Origin of the sequence: Streptomyces mayonensis, from assembly GCF_018982965.1 — a bacterium.
Lineage (GTDB): Bacteria > Actinomycetota > Actinomycetes > Streptomycetales > Streptomycetaceae > Streptomyces > Streptomyces mayonensis.
Map to the genome: position 1 here is coordinate 1 of NZ_JACBYP010000110.1, position 17,072 is coordinate 17,072.

Genomic DNA, 17,072 nt, shown 5'->3' on the forward strand with positions numbered 1-17,072 from the left:
GCGGGGGAAGGGAAGGGCGGGGCGGGCGTCAGACCAGGCGCTGCGGCCGCTCGGGGTCGTCGTCCACCCGTGCGGAGGCCCAGCCGAGCGCGGTGCGCGTCCCGTCGGCCTTGTCCACCCAGACCTCCAGTTCGAGCCGGTCGCCGGTGGCGCCGACGACGGCACCGCCGGTGGTCAGTTCGTCGCCGACGAAGGCCGGCGAGACGAAGCGCAGGTCGAGTTCGCCCGAGGTGAAGAAGGTCTTGCCGAACACGTCGACGAGGTTGCTCACGACGAAGCCGGTCTGCTGCTGCGCCTGGACGATCGTGCGGTCGAGTCCGGAGGCGGCCGCCTTCTCGGAATGGGTGTGCACGTTGGCGTAACCGCGCCCGGCCCAGGAGAAGACGGACATCTGGTCCTGGCTGAATACCGTGGTGCGTGCGGGCAGTGCGGCGCGTTCCGGGGCGTCGAGCCGGGCCCGGTCGAGGGGCGGCACGGAGTCGTCCACGGTACCGATAACTGTGCGTGTCCGCTTTTCGCCGGCCGTGCGGTTGCGTCCGGTGACCTCGCCGGCGACCGTCCGCATGATCTCCTTGCCGACGTGCCGCACCAGGAGGCGGCCGTCCTCGCCGCGGGCCTCGGCCTCCAGGACGACGTAGCCCTGTCCGCGGCGCTCGTACTTCTCCGTGTAACCGCCCTCGACGGTGACCGTCTCGCCGACCCGGACGGGGGAGTGGAAAGTGAGCTGCTCGTGGGTGTGCAGGCCCTGGGCGGTGTTGCCGTCGTAGTTCTCGTAGAAGAGGAACAGCAGGTCGTTGGCGAGGACCAGGGGATGGCCCACGGGGCCGCCGAAGGGGGAGTCGCGGAAGTACCAGGATCCGTAGTCGTCCTCGCTGTAGGCGTGGTCGAGTACCTTGCGCCGGTCCACCGTCACCTTGACGGGACCCATCGGCTCGGGGATCTCGACCAGCTCGTAGCGAGCTTCCTTGAGCTGCGACGTCTGCGACTTCATCGTCACCTCCGTGGGGAGCGCCCGGTTGGGCGCGTAATTGTCTAGACGACTAGTCGTTACGCTAGGTTCACGTCTTCGAGGCTGTCAAGAGCCTTGCGTCGAGGAAGGGAACGACGAGATCCGGACACGCGTCGGCCGGGTCCGTCGACCCGATCGGCCGACCGGCCGGCCGCCGCGCCGCTGTGCGCGACGGCCGCGGGGGACCGGTGGGCGGAGCCGGAACGGGTGGGCGGTGCCGGCTCCCGCCCCCGGCCTCCCGGCAGTTGGGGTGATCGGCCCTGTTCCGGCGGGCGACGGTTGGTGCCTACGATGCGTGCCGTCTTCGCAGGTGTCCGCACGCGTCCCGCACGTCACGGCCGTCACGTCGGAAAGGCAGGCACGAATGCACCGCTTCCTCGCCCGCACACTCACTCCCGCCCGGGGCCCCAGAGCCAGAGGCGTCGCGGCCGCACTGGCGCTCGCCCTGGCCTCGTCGGTCCTCACTGCCTCGGCGACCACCGCGGCGGCCCCTTCCGGGGCGGACGGCACGGGCAAGGGGGCCGGCGCCTGGTTCACGTCCTGGGCGGCCTCCCAGCAGAACCTCGCCCCCACGCCGCTGCGCGACCAGTCGGTGCGCATGATCACGCACCTGAGCCAGGGCGGTGACGCCGTCCGGATCCGCGTCCAGAACACCTTCGGCGACGGCCCGCTCACCGTCGACGCCGCGACCGTCGCGCACAGCACCGGCGAGGACGCCGCGACCCGGGGCCGCCCGCGGCCCGTCACGTTCGACGGCCGGCGCAAGGTCGTCGTCCCGGCGGGCGGCGAGGTGTGGAGCGACAGCGCCGCACTGAGGACCGCCGCCCAGGACGACGTGGCGGTCTCGCTCTCGGTCTCCGGCACGGTGACGCCCGGCCGGCACGAGAGCGCCTTCCGCACGAACTACCTGACGGCGCCCGGCGCCGGCGACCACACCGCCGACGCGGACGCCGCCGCCTACACCGGGACGACCGGCTCGGCCCTGCTGGTCAGCGCGGTGGACGTGCGCAATCCGCGGCTGCGGGGCAGCCTCGTCGCCTACGGCAGCTCGGTGGTCGACGGCACCGGCTCGACCGACTGCGGGCCGGGCTGCAACCCCCCGGGCACGGATCTGAGGTGGACGGACGACCTGGCCCGGCGGATCACGTCGGAGCTGCCCGCCGCCCGGCAGTTCGCCGTCGCCAACGCGGGCATCGGCGGCACGACCAGCGCCGCCACCTGCCCGGACATCGGTGAGCCGGTCCGCGGCCTGGACGCCTCGGCACGGCTGGAGCGGGACGTCCTCGCCCTGCACGGAGTCACGGGGGTGCTCTACTACTACGGCACCAACGACCTCGCCGCCGGATGCGACGCCGAGCAGATCCTTCAGAGCTACCGCGCGGTCTTCGAGCGGCTGCGGGACCGGGGCATCAAGGTGTACGTCACGCCCATCACCCCCCGCCCCGGCTACAGCGACCGGAACAACCGCGACCGGCACGCCGTGGGCACGTTCGTGTCGAAGTGGAACAACTGCGGCGGCACCTGCGACGGAGTGCTCCCCTTCGACCAGGTGCTGAAGGACCCCGTCAAGCCCAACAGCATCAACCCGCCCTACGACACCGGGGACGGCGTGCACGCGAACATCGCGGGACAGCAGGCCCTCGCCGACATCGTCTCCCTGCCGATGGTGACCTCCGCGGCGCGCCGTTGATCCTTACGCGCAGGCCGTGAACCCTCTCACGGGCGCAGGGCGTCGACGACCAGGTCGAGCCGGCGTTCCAGCTGCCCCGTCCCGGTGTCGGCGCCCGTCGAGAGGAACACCCCGAGCACCATCGCGGTGACGTCGTCGGCCTCGACGTCCGCGCGCAGGGCGCCGGTCCGCGCGCCCTCGGCCAGGAAGGCACCGATCGCGGCCGTGATGCGTTCCCGGGTGGCCGGGGTCGCCAGGCGCCCCGAGGCCCATCCCTTGCGCAGGGTGCCGAGCATCGTGCGCTTCGTCGCCACGAAGGCGGCGTACCGCTTCATCCAGGCACGCAGCGCCTGCTCCGGCGGCAGTTCGTCCACCAGGGCGGCGGCGCTCTCGGTGACGTCGTCCAGTTCGGCGGCGTAGACGGCCTCGACCAAAGCCTCACGGGTGGGGAAGTGGCGGTAGAGCGTGCCGATGCCGACGCCTGCCTCGCGGGCGATTCCCTCCAGGGGCACGGTGTCGTCCGCGGCCGCGAAGGCCGCCCGTGCGGCGGCGACGAGGTTCTCGCGATTGCGCCGTGCGTGCGCGCGCAGCGGGCGGTCAGTGCCGCCGGGCCGCCCGGGGCGGTCCGGGCGGCCGGCGGCCGGTGTCGGTTCCTGATGGGGAGACAAAGCGGAGGATCCTCCGGTACGCTGCAGTCGGTAGCGGAGGGCCCTCCGCTTCTGCCATCTTCTCATGAGGACGGATTTCCCATGACCTCGAACGGCACCCCCATCCCCGTCACCGCCGACGGCATCCCGAGGCCGGGCGGAGCGGGACCGCTCGCGGGCCGCACGGTCTCCCGGATCGGCTACGGAGCGATGCAGCTCGAACGCCTGCACGCCGACCGGGCCGCCGCCGTCGCGCTCGTGCGCCGCGCGGCACAGCTCGGCGTCGACCACTTCGACACCGCCCAGTTCTACGGCAACGGCTTCGTCAACGAGGTCCTGGGCGAGGCACTGGCCGGCGTGGACGACGCGCTGGTCGTGAGCAAGGTCGGCGCCGACCCCGACCCCGGCGGGCCCCGCCCGCTGCGCACCGCGCAGCGGCCCGAGGAGCTGCGGGCGAGTGTCGAGGACAACCTGCGGAGCCTCGGCACCGACCGGATCGACGTCGTCAATCTCCGCCGTCTCGACATCGGCCCCGGGCTGCGCGCCGAGGGTGACCAGGTGGTCGACCTCGACGACCAGCTCGCCGTGCTGACGGCACTGCGCGACGAGGGCAAGGTCGGCGCGATCGGCCTGAGCGCCGTCACCACGGACGTGCTGCGCCGCGCCCTGCCCGCGGGCGTCGTCTGCGTCCAGAACTCCTACAGCCTGGTCAGCCGCGACAACGAGGACATGCTGGGGCTGTGCGCCACCGAGGGCATCGCCTGGGTGCCCTTCTTCCCGCTCGGCGGCGCGTTCCCGGGCATGCCGAAGGTTGCCGACGAGCCCGCGGTCCACGCCGTGGCGCAGTCCGCCGGCTGCACTCCCGCGCAGGTCGGTCTCGCCTGGCTGCTCCACCACGCCCCGAACGTCCTGCTCATCCCCGGCACCGCCGACGCGGGCCACCTGGCCGACAACCTTGCCGCCGGCGCCGTCGACCTGGGCGGCGCGGACCTCGCCGCGCTGGACGCCGTACCGAGCCGTTCCGCGGACGCTGTCCGGCTCGGCTGACGCCGGGCCTGCCGGAACCCCTCCCCTCGCATCCCGCTCGGATCCTTCCGGCTCGCCCCGGAAACGGCACTCACATGGTGCGCAGTCCGCGGTCGGCGAAGCGGATCAGCCACTCGAAGCTCTCGTCGACGTCCGTGCTCCACCGGAAACCGCCGGCGGACTGCAGGGTGGCGAAGCCGTGGCAGAGGCTGCGGAGCATGCGCAGGGCGTGGTTCACGTCGCACTCCGCGATCTCGTAACCGCGAAGGGCCGCGGTGAAGGCCCCGAGGAGCCGCTCGCCGGCGGCGGCCATCGGGTCGTCGGGGCCGGTCGGCTCCACACCGACGGTCGCGGCGTACCGGCCGGGATGGTCCAGGACGAAGGCGCGGAAGGCGCGGGCCGCGGCCGCCAGCGCGTCCGGTCCCGCGAGCCCCTGGACGGCGCCGCCCACGGCGTCGGCGGCCTCGTTCAGCGCCAGGGCCGCGATCCGCCGGTTGAGGTCGTCCTGACTGGCCACGTGCTTGTAGAGGGACGGGGTGCGTACGCCGACCCGCTCGGCCAGCAGCCCCATCGTCAGACGGGCGAGGCCCACCTCGTCGGCGAGGGCGGCACCGGCCGCGACCACGGTTGCAGGGGCGAGGCCGGCCCTAGGCACGGGCGGTGTCCGGACGCAGGAAGGCGAGCACGAGCGAGGCCACCTCGTCGGGGAACTGGTCGTGCGGGTAGTGGCCGGCGCCGTCGATCATCTCCAGCCGGCCGAGGCCGGACGGCAGGGCGTCGACGACCGCCGACCCCTCGGCGTGCGGATCGGCCCAGTCCGGGTCGAGCGTGCCCATCACCACCAGGACCGGGCAGCGGACGCTGCCGAGCCGCGCACCGGCGTCGGTCGGGGCGGAGCGGCCCATGGCCTGCATGGCCTTCATCCGGCCGGGCTCGCCCAGCAGGGAGCCGATGCGTGCCAGCCGCTGGGTCCAGTCGGTCGGCCGTGCGCCGGGGTAGGCCACTTCGAGGTAGGAACGCCACAGCCGCCGACTGCCGAACAGTCCGGCGCCGAGCAGCCGCAGCATGCCCTGCCGGAACCGCTTCACCCGCAGGTCGCCGAGGCGGACCGACTGCTTGCGGGTGAACGGCGCCAGCTCGACCACCGAGGTGACCAGCGAGGGGTCCTGGGCGGCTGCGACGGTGGCCGCACCGCCGGAGACCGAGTGGCCGACGAGGACGGCCGGGCCGCCGAGGTGACGGATCACGGCGAGCAGGTCGCCGGCGATGTCGGTGCGGGTCCAGGCGGGCCAGTCGACGCTGGACTCCCCGCAGCCGCGCAGGTCGACCGAGGCCACCCGGTGCCCCGCGGCCACCAGGTGCGGGACCACGGCACGGTAGGCGGCCCGGCTGTCCCCCATTCCGTGCGCGAGGACGATCAGCGGCCCCGATCCGGTCACTTCGTACGCGATGGTGCCGCCGTCGACGGCGAGGTACTCGGTCATGACGCCTCCAGGGACGCGACGGGCATGGCTAACGTCGATAGCTTTAAGCTACTGCCATTAGCCATGCCCGTCAATCGAGGCTGCCCGTCGGGCGGTCCGTGGCCGTCAGGCGGCCTGCGCCCCCGTCGGGCGGTCCGTGGCCGTCAGGCGGCCCGCGCCCCGTCGGGTGGTCCGCGTCCGTCAGGTGGTCCGCATCCGTTTGAAGGCCTGAGCCCCTCAAGCGACCTGGGCCCCCGTCAGGTGGTCCGCCCCCGTCGGAAGGCCTCTGCCCCTCAAGCGGCCTGAGCCCCCGTGGAGCGGTCCGTGCCCCTCAATGCCCCGCGTTGTCGATGGCGTGCCTCGGCCCGGGGCCGGGCCGTCGTGGCGGTGCGGGCGGGGTGCGCGGCCCCACCGCCTGCTCCAGTGCGCGTTCCAGTTCCTTGCGCGAAATACCTGTTTCCTCCGTGTGCTCCGCGATGCCCCGGGCCAGTGCGGCGGTGGCGTCGGACCAGACCGCCAGGGCGACGGTGGCGTTCTCTCCGGAGTTGCTGCGGTAGCGGTCGTCCGCGGCGTCGACGGCGCGTCTGAGTTCGATGAGACGTCTCGGGATGTCCATGGATAAAAAGCCTAGGGACGCAAGGCGGCGCGCCCCACGGTCTCGTGGATCGGGAATGCCCCAGGTGGGGGCACTTGTCGTTGCCCCCACCGATGCCCGTACCGCCCGGTGTTGATCTCCCGGCCTCGGGGTAGGCCCCCTGTTTGCCCGCGTGACCCGCGCCCCCGGTCGTCCGTTCCCTTGCCGCCCGCTCCCCGCCGTCTCCTCCGTGCCCCGCCGCGCGTCCCGGCGCCGGGGTCAGGGGCGGAGCGTGCGGCGTACGCCCAGTGTGGACTCGCGTTCCTCCAGCCAGTGCGGAGCCACGTGCACCTCGAACGGCAGGGGCGCCCGCGACCGGATCCGGGCCGCCAGGCATTTCACGGCCAGGGAGGCGATCGCGGCCTTGTCGGGGACGACGGTCGTGAGGGAGGGAGTGCTGTACAGCGCCTCCTGTGAGCCGTCGATGCCCGCGACGGCGACGTCGCCGGGGACGGCGAGCCCCGCCTCGTGCAGGGCGCGTTGGGCGCCGACCGCCAGCAGGTCGCTGAAGCAGAAGACCGCGTCGGGCCGTTCGCCGGCGGGCAGCGAGGCGAGCGCACGCATCGCGAGCAGTCCGTTGCGTCGGTCGAACTCCTCCACCCTCGGGGTGAGCTCGGGGTCGAAGGGCAGCCCCGCGGCGTACAGTGCCTGCCGGTACCCCTCCAGGCGCTGGCGGCTGGTCGCCGAGCCCTGGTGGTCCACGCCGATCGCGGCGATCCGGGTGCGGCCCAGGCCGGCGAGGTGGGAGGTGGTGTCGCGCGCGGCGGCGACATTGTCGATGAGCACGTGGTCGGCGACGACCCGGTGGCGGCCGTAGGTGCGCTCGCCGAGCAGTACCAGGGGGAAGTCGTCGGTGACACCGGCCAGTTCGCCGGGGGTGACGCGCAGCGGGGAGAGGATCACCCCGTCGAGCAGCGAGGCACCCACCCCCTTGGCCAGGCGCAGCTCCTCGGCCGCGTCGCCCAGCGACTCCTCGATCAGGACGGTGAAGCCGAGCGAGGTGGCCTCCCTGCGCACGTGGTGGGCGAGTTCGGCGAAGTACGGGGTGGCCAGGTCGGGGACGACCAGGGCGACGAGCCCGCTGCGACCCGTGCGGAGCCTGCGGGCCGAGGGGTTCGGCCGGTAGCCGAGTTCGTCGACCGCCCGCATCACCCGGGACCGGGTGGCCTCGGACACGCGCGGGGCGCCGCGCACCACGTTGGACACCGTCTTGATCGATACCCCGGCGCGCGCCGCCACGTCCTTGAGTGTCACCGCGGCCACAAGTCCGTCCCCCTCACCCAACTCACCCGAGTTTCCGCAGAATATCCCCCTCATGGGCACGGCTTGCCGGGGCGCCGGAACGGGTGCCGACTCTTTTCCCGACAGAGGGTTGACCTTGCGGACGCATGCCGGTTACAACGTTGGAACACGATAGCAAGCGGTTGCTGTCGAGGGGGCGGAGGCCGCGGACGACGGCCCGGTCGCCCTGCTTCGTCGCTTCCCCACACGACCCGCAGCATCCCGCCCGTCCGGCTCACGAGAGGGTCCGCATGTCATCGCACGTTCCAGCCGCACCACTGCGCACGGCAGTGGTCGGCACGGGGTCCATCGCGCGCTCCAGTCACCTGCCCGCCCTGCAGAAGCTGGCCGCCGAGGGCGCGGTGGAGGTGGCGGCCGCGGTCGACGTGGACGCCGCGGCGGTCCGCGCGTTCGCCGACGAGTACGGCATCCCGCACGCGTCCACGGACCTCGACGCGACGCTGACCGAAGTGCGCCCCGACCTCGTGGTGCTGTGCACACCGCCCGCGGTGCACCGGGAGCAGTCGGTGGCCGCGCTGGGGGCGGGCGCCTTCGTGTGGTGCGAGAAACCGCCCTGCCCCTCGCTCGCCGACTACGACGCCGTGACGGGAGCCGAGGGCGACGGGGACACCGGGCCGTACGCCTCCATCGTCTTCCAGCACCGCTTCGGCTCGGGCGCGCGCCACGTCCGCGCGCTGCTGGGCAGCGGTGCGCTGGGCCGGCCGCTGGTCGCGCACTGCCAGACCACCTGGTACCGGGACAGGGCCTATTACGCCGTGCCGTGGCGGGGCCGCTGGGCCACCGAGGGCGGCGGGCCCGCGATGGGGCACGGCATCCACCAGACGGACCTCCTCCTCGACCTGATGGGCCCGTGGACCGAGGTGCGCGGCATGGCGGGCCGGCTCGTGCACGACGTGGAGACCGAGGACGTCTCCACGGCACTGGTCCGCTTCGGAAGCGGAGCCGTCGCGACCCTCGTCAACAGTGTGCTGAGCCCCGACGAGGTGAGCCGCATCCGCATCGACTGCGAACTGGCCACCGTCGAGCTGACCCACCTGTACGGCTACCGCAACGCCGACTGGCGCATCACCCCCACGCCCGGTGTCCCCGAGGAGACCGTGGCGGCCTGGCGCGACTTCGGAGCCGACGAGCCCAGTTCGCACCTCGCCCAACTGCGCGTCCTGACCGACGACATCAGAAACGGACGCCGCCACTCGACCAGCGGCGCGGGCGGCCGGCGGACGCTGGAGCTGATCACCGCCGTGTACAAGTCCGCGTTCACCGACACCACCGTGCGGGCAGGCGACATCGGTCCCGGCGACCCCTACTACACCGCACTGCACGGCGGAGCCCCCGGCTGGGCACCGGCCACCGTCCGCGAGGAAGAGGACCACCAGGCATGACGCTCTCACTGACCCACGCCCACGGCGACCGCATCACCGTGGCCCACACGGCGACCGGCACCGAGCTGTTCTCGTACGTGTACCGCCCGGAGTCCGACTGGGAGGCGCCGAAGCCGTACCTGCATCCCGTCCGCACCCTCTCCGGGGGCCTGGTCACCGACTACCGGCCCAACGACCACCGCTGGCACAAGGGCCTCCAGCTGACCGCCTCCCACCTCTCGGGCCAGAACCTGTGGGGCGGCAACACCTACGTGCACGGCGAGGGGTACCTCGCACTCCCCGAGAAGGTCGGCTCGATGGCCCACGTGGCCTTCGAGGAGGTGAGCGCGGCGGGCGACCGTGCCGTCATCGCCGAGCGGCTGACCTGGCACCCGCACGACGGCACCCTGTGGGCCGAGGAGGACCGCCGCGTCGAGGTCCGCGACGTCGACACCGGGGCGGGCAGCTGGACGCTCACCTGGACGTCGTCGGTCACCAACCGGCGGGACGAACCACTGCGGTTCGGCAGTCCTACCACCCACGGACGCCCCGCCGCCGGATACACCGGGCTCTTCTGGCGCGGCCCCCGCGCCTTCCGCGACGGCCACGTCTTCACCGCCGGGTCCGCCGGGTCCGCGGGGGCTTCGGAAGACGACCTCATGGGTACCCAGGCCGCCTGGCTGGCGTACGTCGGTGAGCACGACGGACGGGACGGGCACGCCACCCTCGTCTTCGAACACGCTCCCTCCAACGACCACTTGGGGGAGAAGGGCACCCACCCGGCGCACTGGTTCGTGCGCAGCGACCCCTTCGCCGCGGTGGCACCCTCCTGGGCCTTCCACGAGGAACTGGTCCTGCAGCCCGGCGACACCCTCGCCCGCTCCTACCGCGTGACCGTCGCCGACGGGTCCTGGGACCGGGCACGGGTCGCCGCCCACCTGGAAGGACTCACGTGGTGACCACGGCGTACGGCGGCTTCCCCGGAGCCGTGGGCGTGTCCCGTCTGACCGTCTACGACTGGCCGACCGTCGAGGGACTGCCCGGGGGCGGCACCCCGCACCTGCACCTGACGTGCACCGAGGGGTACGTCGTCACCGCGGGCCGGGGCGCGGTGCAGACCCTCACCACGTCGGGCTTCGAGGAGACGCCCCTGGAGCCCGGTACGGTCGCCTGGTTCACGCCCGGCACGATCCACCGCCTGGTCAACGACGGCGGTCTTGAGATCACCGTCGTGATGCAGAACAGCGGCCTGCCCGAGGCCGGCGACGCGGTCCTGACCCTGCCCCAGGACCGCCTCGCCGACCCCGGCACGTACGCCGACGCGGTCCGCATCCCCGCCGACGTCCCCGAGGCCGAGCAGGTGCAGGTCGCGCGCGCCCGCCGCGACCTGGCGACCCGGCGCTTCCTGGAACTGCGCGACGCGACCGAGAACGGCGACCCGGAGCCGCTGGCGGAGTTCCAGCGGGCCGCCGCCCAGCTGGTACGGCCACGGCTGGAGGAGTGGGAGCAGCACTGGCGCGACGGTGCCCGCGCGGCGGCGGAGACCACCCGCGCCCAGCTCGACGCCCTGCGCGCCGGCGACGACGGGCACCTGGCCGAGGCCCGGGTGTCGGCGACCGGGCCCGCAGCACGGGGCCGCTTCGGCATGTGCGGCCGGCTGGCCGTCTACCCGGGCATCTGAGCACGGCCGGTCCGACGGCACGGACCGGCCGGCCTGCCCGCCTCCTCCTGAACCCCCGTACTCCCGCCCCTGCCGTACTCCCGTCCCGGCCGTATCCCCGTCCCTGCCGTCCTCCCGTTCCCCGGTACTTCCGATCTCCGTACCGCCGTACCGCCGTACCGCCGTACTCCCGTATCCGCGTACTCCCGAACGGCGGGCGTGCCCGCGCCGGCGGGCACCACACCGCACCTCGTCCAGAACCCATCCACGCACCCCTGGGAAGGCCCCCATGCCCGAGCCACGAAGCGGCAGGCGCCGACTCCCGAGCCGACGGGCCGTCCTGGCCGCGGCCGCCGTCGGCCTCAGCACCGCGCTGACGGCATCGCTCAGCGCATGCTCCTCCCCGTCCGGCGACGTGTCGTCCGGCACGGTCACCCTCACCTTCTCCTGGTGGGGCAACGACGACCGCGCCGAGCGCACCGAGAAGGCCGTGGAACTCTTCGAGAAGGAGCACCCCGGCATCACCGTCCGCACCTCGAACGCGGACTTCGGCTCGTACATGCAGAAGCTGGCCACCCAGGCGGCCGGCGGCGGCATCCCGGACGTGGCACAGCTCGACTACCGCCAGATCTCCCAGTACTCGGGCGGCGGCGCCCTGCTGCCGCTGGGCGGCGCGGTCGAAGACGGCACGATCCGCACCTCGGAGATGGACGAGGAGTTCACGGCCACGGGCGAGTACGAGGGCAAGCTGTACGCCCTGCCGATGGGCCGCGGCATCACCGGGTACGCCTACGACTCCGAAATCTACGAGCAGGCCGGCGTCCCCGCCCCCCGGCCCGACTGGACCTGGGACGAATGGGCCGACGCCAACCGGAAGATCGCCGGCCTGGGGCTGAAGTCCCCCGACGGGCGGCCGGTGACGGGCGCCAACGACAACGGCGTCAACGAGGACATCTTCGAGGACTGGCTGCGCAGCCAGGGCAAGAAGCTGTACGCGGGTCAGACGGAACTCGGCTTCACCGAGGACGACCTGACCGGATTCTGGACGTTCTGCGACGAGCTCCGCGAGGACGGAGCCGTGGCAGAGGCCAAGGACACCTCGCAGGCCAACACCACCGAGATGTCACCCATGGGCCGCGGTCTCGCCGCCGCCGACTACACCTGGGACGCGCTGTTCCCCGGCTACACCGGAATCCTCGGCGACCAGGTCCACTTCGCTCCGGTCCCCACGGTCGACGGGCGGCAGGGCGCCTACTTCAAACCCACCATGCTCCTCGGCGTCGGAGCGGGCACCGAACACCCCAGGGAGGCGGCACAGTTGGTCGACTTCCTCCTCAACGACGAGCGGGCCGGCGACGTTCTCGGCTTCACCCGCTCCACCCCGCCCAACCAGCGGATCGCCGCCCGGGTCGCCAGGACGCTGGAGGGAGCCGAGCGGGAGATCTACGAGTACACGCAGAGGATGCAGGAGTACGGCCTCGACGCCCCGCCCTCCGCGCCGCCGAAGGGCGACGTCGCCCTCCAGACCGCCTTCAAACGCGCCTACCACCGCGTGATGTACGAACTCGCCTCCCCGCGCGACGCGGCGCGGGAATTCATCGACGAGGCCGAACGGGAGCTGCGGTCATGAGCACAGTGTCGACCGGGGCGCCCGCACGCGCCGACAGCCCGGCGCCGCCCACACCCCCGGCCAAACGCCGGCGCCGCCGTGAACAGCAGTGGCCCGCCTACGTGTTCCTCACACCGTGGATGATCGGCGCGGCCGTGCTCACGCTGGTGCCGATGGCCGTGTCGCTGTACCTGTCCTTCACGGACTACAACCTGTTCGACCCGCCGCACTGGGTGGGCCTGCGCAACTACACCGAGATGCTCACCGAGGACCCCCGCTTCTGGCGGTCGGTGGGCACCACTCTGCTGTACGTCGTGGTCGCCGTGCCCCTCAAGCTCGGCCTCGCGCTCGGTGCGGCGATGCTCCTGAAGAACCTCGGCCGCGGCCGTGCCTTCTACCGCTCGGCCTTCTACGCGCCCTCACTGCTCGGGGCGAGCATGTCGATCGCCCTGGTGTGGCGCGCGCTGTTCAACGACGGCGGCACCGTCTCCGAGGTCCTCGGCTCCCTGGGTATCCACACCGGGAGCTGGGTCGGCGATCCGGACCTCGCCGTGTACGTCATCGTCCTGCTGACGGTGTGGCAGTTCGGCGCCCCCATGGTCATCTTCCTCGCCGGTCTCCAGCAGATCTCGCCCGAGCTGTACGAGGCGGCGGCGCTGGACGGCGCGGGCCGCTGGCGGCAGTTCGTGTCCGTCACCGTGCCGATGCTGTCCCCGGTCGTCTTCTTCAACCTGGTCCTGGAGATGATCCAGTCCTTCCAGGTGTTCACCCCGGCCTTCGCGGTCAGCGGCGGCGAGGGCGGCCCCGCCGACTCGACCATGTTCTACACCCTCTACCTCTACGAACGCGGCTTCACCGCCTCCCACATGGGCTACGCGGCGGCCATGGCGTGGCTGCTGCTCATCGCCATCGGCGTCATCACCCTGATCCTGTTCAGGACCTCCAGGTCCTGGGTCTTCTACGCGGACGAGGAGGGACGATGAACCTCACCACCAGGCGATGGATGCCGCACGCGATCGCCGTCGTGGGACTGCTCGTCCTGCTGTACCCCCTGGCCTGGCTGCTCGCCACGTCGCTCAAGCCGGCCGACGAGGTGGTGACCAGCCTCGACCTGTGGCCCAGCCACCTGGAGTGGTCGAACTACACGACCGCCCTGGACGGTGTCTCCGGAGTTCCCGTGAGCCGGCTGCTGTGGAACTCCCTGCTGATCGCGGGCGGCGCCGTGGTCGGCAACGTGGTCTCCTGCTCCCTGGCCGCCTACGCCTTCGCCCGGCTGCGCTTCCGGATGCGCAAGGCCATGTTCGCCTTCATGGTCGCCACCCTGATGCTGCCGCACCACGTGGTGCTGATCCCGCAGTACATCATCTTCAACCGGCTCGGCATGGTGGACACCTACTGGCCGCTGATCCTGCCGAAGTTCCTGGCCACCGAGGCGTTCTTCGTCTTCCTCGTCGTCCAGTTCATGCGCAACCTGCCCCGCGAACTGGAGGAGTCGGCCCGTATCGACGGCTGCGGCGCCTTCCGCACCTACTGGTCCGTCACGCTGCCGCTGAGCCGCCCGTCGCTGATCACCACGGCCATCTTCACGTTCATCTGGACCTGGAACGACTTCTTCACACAGATGATCTACCTGTTCGCCCCCGAGAAGTTCACCATCACCCTGGCCCTGCGCAGCTTCGTCGACCAGTCCAGCGTGTCCGCCTACGGCCCCATGTTCGCCATGTCCGTGATCTCGGTGCTGCCGATCGTGCTGTTCTTCTTCGTGTTCCAGCGCTACCTGGTGCAGGGCATGGCCACCTCCGGACTGAAGGGCTGACCCCATGACCCAGGCACGCGTCCCCCGGCCCAGCGACCGCAGGGAACCCGGCGAGGTCTTCTCCGCCGGCTTCACCCTCTTCGCCGACATGCTCCTGGTGGGCCTGCTCACCAGCCTGGCCTGCCTCCCCGTCGTCACCGCCCCCGCGGCGTTCGCCGCCGGCTCGGCCACCCTGCGCCGGGCGACCGGGGCCGGCGTCCCCGTCACGGCGGGCGCGTACGCGGGCCACCTGCGGGCCCGGCTGACCCGGGGCTCACTCGCCGGGGGTCTCGCCGTACCGCTCCTGGCCGGCGTGCTGCTCGTCGACTCCGCGCTGGTCCGCGGCTCCCTGCCCGGCGCCGGTGCCGTGGCCCCCGCGCTGGTGCTGCTGACCGTCGGCGGCGCCGTGGTGGCCCTGCGTGCGACGGCGCTTCCGGCACCGCACACCCTGTCTCCGCGCGAGGCCCTCCTGCGGTCCCTCGCCTCCCCTCGCGGCTCCCTCCTGCTGGCCGGGGCGGTCGTCCTGGCCGCGCTGCTCGCCTGGTCGATCCCCGTCCTGATCCCGTTGCTGCCCGGCCCACTGGTCTTCGCGGCCACCGTCGTGGACCTGCGCTCCCCGGAGACCGAACGTGCCCCGGAGCACCCCGCGCCGGAGCCGGACGCCGGATGATGTGACAAGATCCCCGGTCCATGAGCGACACGGGCGACACAGGTGGCACGGACACGGGTGCCACGGGTGAGATGGGTGACATGGGCGCTACGGGCGAACAGCCGCGGGCCGACGTGGTCCTCTCCGGGTACGGCCCGGTCGGACAGGCCTTCGTGGAGGGGCTGGCCCGGCAGGCGGACGCCCTCGCCCACGCTCACGGCGTACGGCCGCGAGTGGCCGCCGTCCGCGCGAGTTCGGCGCAGTGCAGGCCCGACGCGGACGGGACGGTGCCGCCGCGCACGCGGTGGGGGCCGCCGAAGCCGTTGGACGAGACGTTCGACGCCACCGGCGCCCGCGTGTTCGTCCAGGCCCTGCCCTCCTCGCCCCGGCTTCGGGAGCACGCCGCGGAAGAGGCCGTGACCGCGCTGCGGCGGGGGATCCACGTGGTGACGGCCACCAAGAGCCACCTGCTCAGCCACTGGCGGGAACTCGACGCGGCCGCACGGGCGGGCGGCAGCGTGATCAGGATCTCCGGGGCGACCGGGGCGGCGCTGCCGGCGGGCGACCTGGCGCGCACGTCCCTGCGCGGGCTGGACTGCCGGACGATCCGCGCCTGTCCCAACGGCACCGTCACCTTCGTACTCGACCGCCTCGCCGCGGGCGACTCGCTGGACGACGCGCTCCGTGCCGCCCGGCTGCGGGGAATCGCGGAGGCGGACCCCTCGGCGGACCTGTCGGGCGAGGACGCCGCCACCAAGGTGCGGCTGCTGGCCGCGCTGACCTGGGGGTGGGACCCGGCGGGCGTGCGCGTGCGGACCCAGCCCGTCGACGAGGGCACCGCCGGTCCGGCTCTCGCCGCGGCCGTCCGGTCCCGTCGGCTGCGCGCGGTCGCCGGCGCGTCGGCCGACGAGCCCCACGTGGTGCGCGTGACGCTCGAGGAGACGGAGCCGGGCGACCCGCTGCACGCGCTGACCGGACCGGAGAAGGCCGTGGTCTTCGGCTGCCCCGGCGCGGGCGACGTGACCGTGAGCGGTGGGCGGTCGAGCCCGGAGGGGGCCGCGCTGGCTCTTGTGCGGGACACCGTCGAGGTCACGGCGCTGCGCACCGGGTTCCACTGAACCGCGGCAGGGCGACGCCCTCGCGGCCTACGGCACCGTGATCACGGTCTTGCCGGCGGCGTGTCCCTCCTCGACGTGCCGTACCGCCTCCGCGGTGGCGGCCAGGGGCCAGGTCCGGCCGACCACCGGGGTCAGCTGTCCGGCCTCGACGAGCGCGGTGACGGCGAGCAGGTCCCGGTGGACGGGCCCGTCCGGGGTGGCCGGGAGGATCGGGCGCAGTCGCTGCCGGGTGACGGCGTTGACCGCGGCGAGCCCCAGCATGCCGCCGATCGCCCCGAACACGCGGCCCGGGGAGCCCCCGCCGTTCGCCACCAGGACGCCCGCCGGGGCGAGTACCCGGCGCAGCCGGCCCAGGGGGTGGTTGCCCACGTTGTCCAGCACGACGTCGTAGCGCTCGCGCTCTTCGGTGAAGTCCTCCCGGGCGTAGTCGAGGACATGGGTGGCGCCCAGTGAGCGCACCAGGCCGGTGCTGCGGGCGCTGCACACCCCGGTGACCTCCGCGCCCAGGGCCGCCGCGATCTGCACGGCGAACGTGCCGACTCCGCCGCCGGCCCCGTTGACCAGGACCCGCTGCCCGGAAGCGACCCGGCCCACGGTCCGCACGCCGCGCAGGGCGGTCACCGCCGCCATCGGCACCGCCGCCGCCTGTTCGAAGGTCAGGCCGGCGGGCCTGGGCACCAGCAACTCGGCTGTGGTGCACGCGTATTCGGCGAACGCCCCCGGGCAGAAACCGAGCACCGGGTCCCCGGGCAGGAACCCGCTCACCCCGGCTCCGACACCCTCCACCACCCCGGCCGCGTCGATACCGGCCACCGGACGCTTCGGCCGGGTGAGCCCCACGCCCCCCAACAGCCTTGCCGCATACGGGTCTCCGCGCACCATGTGCCAGTCGTACGGGTTCACGGCGGCGGCGCGCACGCGCACCAGCACCTGTCCCGGCGCGGCCCGGGGCCGCTCGGCCTCCCGCAGCCGCAGGGTGTCCGGCGGGCCGAACCGTTCCTGGACCACTGCCTTCATCGCCCTGCCACCATCCCCTCGGGACGTCCCGGGCCGATCGCGGGTCGCGCGGTGAGGGAACCGTAGGGGCACGGCGCACGGCCGTCAATGGCCGTGCACGGGGCGCCCCGGTC

17 protein-coding genes are annotated in these 17,072 nt (G+C 73.0%); 10 read left to right on the top strand and 7 right to left on the bottom strand.

Translation table 11 applies throughout. The features are described 5' to 3' along the window. Positions 1-28 precede the first annotated feature (28 nt). Positions 29-991, bottom strand: coding sequence for a MaoC/PaaZ C-terminal domain-containing protein (locus HZS56_RS30055; RefSeq protein ID WP_216723961.1), 963 nt, complete (start codon positions 989-991; stop codon positions 29-31). Between the two features lie 382 nt (positions 992-1,373). Here HZS56_RS30055 and HZS56_RS30060 point away from each other — a divergent pair, with 382 nt between their 5' ends. Further along, entirely contained in the window at positions 1,374-2,699 is a 1,326-nt protein-coding gene (locus HZS56_RS30060; RefSeq protein ID WP_216723962.1) for an SGNH/GDSL hydrolase family protein, read from the top strand. 26 nt (positions 2,700-2,725) lie between these two features. Here the strand turns inward: HZS56_RS30060 and HZS56_RS30065 are convergent, their stop codons facing one another. Further along, a complete protein-coding gene (locus HZS56_RS30065) occupies positions 2,726-3,346 on the bottom strand; it encodes a TetR/AcrR family transcriptional regulator (protein WP_253915142.1) in 621 nt (206 codons plus the stop codon). A gap of 81 nt (positions 3,347-3,427) precedes the next feature. Between HZS56_RS30065 and HZS56_RS30070 the strand changes: the two genes are divergently transcribed. Continuing rightward, entirely contained in the window at positions 3,428-4,372 is a 945-nt protein-coding gene (locus HZS56_RS30070; RefSeq protein ID WP_216723964.1) for an aldo/keto reductase, read from the top strand. Positions 4,373-4,442: 70 nt separating this feature from the next. Here the strand turns inward: HZS56_RS30070 and HZS56_RS30075 are convergent, their stop codons facing one another. From HZS56_RS30075 to HZS56_RS30090, 4 genes are all read right to left on the bottom strand, one after another. Next, on the bottom strand, positions 4,443-4,976 hold the full coding sequence (locus HZS56_RS30075) for a TetR/AcrR family transcriptional regulator (protein ID WP_216723985.1): 534 nt from the start codon (positions 4,974-4,976) through the stop codon (positions 4,443-4,445). A gap of 22 nt (positions 4,977-4,998) precedes the next feature. Further along, positions 4,999-5,835 carry an alpha/beta fold hydrolase gene (locus HZS56_RS30080; RefSeq protein ID WP_216723965.1) on the bottom strand — a complete coding sequence of 279 codons (837 nt, stop codon included), beginning with the start codon at positions 5,833-5,835 and terminating at the stop codon, positions 4,999-5,001. 310 nt (positions 5,836-6,145) lie between these two features. Beyond that, positions 6,146-6,430, bottom strand: coding sequence for a hypothetical protein (locus HZS56_RS30085; RefSeq protein ID WP_253915143.1), 285 nt, complete (start codon positions 6,428-6,430; stop codon positions 6,146-6,148). 237 nt (positions 6,431-6,667) lie between these two features. Then, the gene (locus tag HZS56_RS30090; RefSeq protein ID WP_216723966.1) at positions 6,668-7,711 is read right to left on the bottom strand and encodes a LacI family DNA-binding transcriptional regulator; all 1,044 of its coding nucleotides are present in this window, start codon (positions 7,709-7,711) and stop codon (positions 6,668-6,670) included. Positions 7,712-7,980: 269 nt separating this feature from the next. Between HZS56_RS30090 and HZS56_RS30095 the strand changes: the two genes are divergently transcribed. The 8 genes from HZS56_RS30095 to HZS56_RS30130 all read left to right on the top strand — a co-directional run bounded on the left by HZS56_RS30095 (position 7,981) and on the right by HZS56_RS30130 (position 15,942). After that, positions 7,981-9,132: a Gfo/Idh/MocA family protein gene (locus HZS56_RS30095; RefSeq protein WP_216723967.1), complete on the top strand. Its 1,152-nt coding sequence runs from the start codon at positions 7,981-7,983 to the stop codon at positions 9,130-9,132. Beyond that, entirely contained in the window at positions 9,129-10,070 is a 942-nt protein-coding gene (locus tag HZS56_RS30100; RefSeq protein ID WP_216723968.1) for a DUF6807 domain-containing protein, read from the top strand. The genes HZS56_RS30095 and HZS56_RS30100 overlap by 4 nt, the downstream gene beginning before the upstream one ends. Next, the gene (locus tag HZS56_RS30105; protein ID WP_216723969.1) at positions 10,064-10,792 is read left to right on the top strand and encodes a cupin domain-containing protein; all 729 of its coding nucleotides are present in this window, start codon (positions 10,064-10,066) and stop codon (positions 10,790-10,792) included. The genes HZS56_RS30100 and HZS56_RS30105 overlap by 7 nt, the downstream gene beginning before the upstream one ends. Positions 10,793-11,060: 268 nt before the next feature. Then, the gene (locus HZS56_RS30110) at positions 11,061-12,401 is read left to right on the top strand and encodes an ABC transporter substrate-binding protein (protein ID WP_216723970.1); all 1,341 of its coding nucleotides are present in this window, start codon (positions 11,061-11,063) and stop codon (positions 12,399-12,401) included. After that, entirely contained in the window at positions 12,398-13,363 is a 966-nt protein-coding gene (locus tag HZS56_RS30115) for a carbohydrate ABC transporter permease (RefSeq protein ID WP_216723971.1), read from the top strand. Before HZS56_RS30110 ends, HZS56_RS30115 begins: the two co-directional genes overlap by 4 nt. Continuing rightward, the gene (locus HZS56_RS30120; RefSeq protein ID WP_216723972.1) at positions 13,360-14,196 is read left to right on the top strand and encodes a carbohydrate ABC transporter permease; all 837 of its coding nucleotides are present in this window, start codon (positions 13,360-13,362) and stop codon (positions 14,194-14,196) included. The genes HZS56_RS30115 and HZS56_RS30120 overlap by 4 nt, the downstream gene beginning before the upstream one ends. Before the next feature lie 4 nt (positions 14,197-14,200). Beyond that, a complete protein-coding gene (locus tag HZS56_RS30125) occupies positions 14,201-14,845 on the top strand; it encodes a hypothetical protein (protein WP_216723973.1) in 645 nt (214 codons plus the stop codon). Positions 14,846-14,865: 20 nt separating this feature from the next. After that, positions 14,866-15,942, top strand: coding sequence for a homoserine dehydrogenase (locus HZS56_RS30130; RefSeq protein WP_253915144.1), 1,077 nt, complete (start codon positions 14,866-14,868; stop codon positions 15,940-15,942). Positions 15,943-15,969: 27 nt separating this feature from the next. On the opposite strand, the gene HZS56_RS30135 is transcribed toward HZS56_RS30130, so the two are convergent. Next, positions 15,970-16,959 carry an NAD(P)-dependent alcohol dehydrogenase gene (locus tag HZS56_RS30135; protein ID WP_216723974.1) on the bottom strand — a complete coding sequence of 330 codons (990 nt, stop codon included), beginning with the start codon at positions 16,957-16,959 and terminating at the stop codon, positions 15,970-15,972. Between the last annotated feature and the right edge of the window lie 113 nt (positions 16,960-17,072).

Bases quoted from the DNA above. Each gene is read 5' to 3' on its own strand.
- HZS56_RS30055 (WP_216723961.1), bottom strand. From the start codon at position 991: ATGAAGTCGCAGACGTCGCAGCTCAAGGAAGCTCGCTACGAGCTGGTC.
- HZS56_RS30060 (WP_216723962.1), top strand. From the start codon at position 1,374: ATGCACCGCTTCCTCGCCCGCACACTCACTCCCGCCCGGGGCCCCAGA.
- HZS56_RS30070 (WP_216723964.1), top strand. From the start codon at position 3,428: ATGACCTCGAACGGCACCCCCATCCCCGTCACCGCCGACGGCATCCCG.
- HZS56_RS30080 (WP_216723965.1), bottom strand. From the start codon at position 5,835: ATGACCGAGTACCTCGCCGTCGACGGCGGCACCATCGCGTACGAAGTG.
- HZS56_RS30085 (WP_253915143.1), bottom strand. From the start codon at position 6,430: ATGGACATCCCGAGACGTCTCATCGAACTCAGACGCGCCGTCGACGCC.
- HZS56_RS30095 (WP_216723967.1), top strand. From the start codon at position 7,981: ATGTCATCGCACGTTCCAGCCGCACCACTGCGCACGGCAGTGGTCGGC.
- HZS56_RS30100 (WP_216723968.1), top strand. From the start codon at position 9,129: ATGACGCTCTCACTGACCCACGCCCACGGCGACCGCATCACCGTGGCC.
- HZS56_RS30110 (WP_216723970.1), top strand. From the start codon at position 11,061: ATGCCCGAGCCACGAAGCGGCAGGCGCCGACTCCCGAGCCGACGGGCC.
- HZS56_RS30115 (WP_216723971.1), top strand. From the start codon at position 12,398: ATGAGCACAGTGTCGACCGGGGCGCCCGCACGCGCCGACAGCCCGGCG.
- HZS56_RS30120 (WP_216723972.1), top strand. From the start codon at position 13,360: ATGAACCTCACCACCAGGCGATGGATGCCGCACGCGATCGCCGTCGTG.
- HZS56_RS30125 (WP_216723973.1), top strand. From the start codon at position 14,201: ATGACCCAGGCACGCGTCCCCCGGCCCAGCGACCGCAGGGAACCCGGC.
- HZS56_RS30130 (WP_253915144.1), top strand. From the start codon at position 14,866: ATGAGCGACACGGGCGACACAGGTGGCACGGACACGGGTGCCACGGGT.
- HZS56_RS30135 (WP_216723974.1), bottom strand. From the start codon at position 16,959: ATGAAGGCAGTGGTCCAGGAACGGTTCGGCCCGCCGGACACCCTGCGG.